This window comes from Nocardia sp. NPDC059195 (assembly GCF_042754695.1).
In the GTDB taxonomy this organism is placed as follows: Bacteria; Actinomycetota; Actinomycetes; order Mycobacteriales; family Mycobacteriaceae; genus Nocardia.
Window position 1 is genome coordinate 1 of the sequence record NZ_JBHZBG010000066.1, and the last position, 1,952, is coordinate 1,952.

The 1,952-nt window shown below is 38.1% G+C and carries 2 protein-coding genes; both read left to right on the forward strand.

The genetic code is table 11. The features are described 5' to 3' along the window. Window positions 1-378 precede the first annotated feature (378 nt). Window positions 379-552 (forward strand): hypothetical protein, encoded by a 174-nt coding sequence (locus ACFXKN_RS33435; RefSeq protein ID WP_375839303.1) that lies wholly within the window; start codon window positions 379-381, stop codon window positions 550-552. Between the two features lie 90 nt (window positions 553-642). Then, entirely contained in the window at window positions 643-1,551 is a 909-nt protein-coding gene (locus ACFXKN_RS33440) for a hypothetical protein (RefSeq protein WP_375839305.1), read from the forward strand. The last annotated feature ends 401 nt before the right edge of the window (window positions 1,552-1,952 follow it).

Here is a 1,952-nt window from a genome sequence, read left to right on the forward strand (position 1 = left end):
TGGGGTATCTATGCTATATCTTTGGCTTCAAAAACGGCACCTGTTCTAAGAGCATAGAAACTCAACAGGCACAGCCTGTTTGACACCCTTTTTTTTAGGGTGGCACCGAGTTTCCTTATGCTCTTTTTCTCTGAAGCTAAACCTGTTTTATATGTCGTAGTCTTTTTATTGGGAGTGACCCCTTGCTGTACAATTTCCGGAGGTGCCGATAAGGGACGAATTTTCCCTTGTCGGTTGCCTTTGGGGATTGTAAGGGGTGGAGGCTCGGAATCAAAAGGAAACGAAATATCATTCCGAGTGTGCTTCTTTTTTCTGTTCTTGAATTCTATTATTTCCAATGTTAGAATTATGTTAACAACTTGTTAGGAGTGTGTTTGGATGGAAGAGAAAAAACAAATTGGACCTCGAATTACTGTTGAAACATTTAAAAAGCTAGAGTTATTAGCCGAACATTTTACAAAACACAATGAATTTGGAAGAGTTTCAAAAGATGCTGTAATTGAGTTTGCTATTAAGGAATTGTATAGGGACTATTTGGGAAAAGGACGCTAATTTTTGTTGAAAAACTGACTTCGGATTTGGGGTTCTTTATTATTAACTTGATTTTAATTAAACATTACAGGAAAAATTGAGGGGAAATGGATGGATAAACGCAATGGTGACGCGGTTTTCATAGCTCCAAATGATGTTGTAAAAGTGACCACTATGAATCACGTCATTGAAGTTCAGCATATGGAGAAGATGAACCGGAAAAATAATATCAAAAAATTGGACAAGGATAGGTTTGTAGACCTCTCTACTGGGGAGATCCGGGAGTTCGAGCATTCGGAAAATCGGCAGGAAAATTATAATTCTTTGAGACAAACCTTTAAGAAGCTGCGTTATTTGATAAATAACAATTTTATAGGACGGCCAAATGAATTACATATAACTTTGACATACAAGAAAAATATGACGGACACGAAAAAACTTTATAGTGATTTTCAAAATTTTATCGACAGGTTGCGTTATAAATACAAGAAAGAAAGTTCGATAGATTATTTATCGGTGGTAGAGCCACAAGGACGTGGAGCCTGGCATTGTCATGTTTTAATGCGCTTTAATGATTTGGATAAGATTTATATTAAAAATGCTGAATTAAGGAGTCTATGGGGTTTAGGATTTGTAACAATCAAGTCATTAAAGGATATAGACAACATAGGAGCCTATTTGAGCGCTTATTTGACTGATATAGACCTAGAAGATGTCCAAGACAGGGAAACAGCCTTAAAAGTGGCTTCAGAGGGCTGTGAGGTGCAAACAAAGATCGTAGAAGGTCGGGAAAAGAAATTTTTAAAAGGCGGACGGCTGCACATGTATCCTTCCGGAATGAATATGTATCGAAAATCAAAAGGGATTGTTAAGCCGGAACGGGAAGAAATGAAGTTCGGAGACATAAAAAAAGTAGTGGGTTCGGCAAAACCACACTACGAGAAAAGTTATCATGTCGAAAATGACAATTTTGAAAACACAATTTCGTTTCTCCAGTATAACACAAAACGTGATTTTTGAAGCAAAACGGTTCCTCTTTATGGAGCCGTTTTTTTTATTTCCCGAAGGGTTATTTGTCAGAATGACAAACCGATTTCGAGCCGGCGAGAACCCATTGTCACACCACGATTTAGGGGGTGTGTATAAATGGGCACTCTCTGTGAAATTTGAAGCTTTGAAATTCCGAATGGCGCACTTATACACTCTGTCGAGTGAGTGCTAAAATGCTGAAGCATTTCCGTCAAGCGTGTGGAGGAATCTTGTAGAGAGATATAGCATAGATACCCGTATCTCTAGAGATATTTTGGTATATCCCTGCTATATCTATGGGGTATCTATGCTATATCTTTGGCTTCAAAAACGGCACCTGTTCTAAGAGCATAGAAACTCAACAGGCACAGCCTGTTTGACACCCTTTTTTT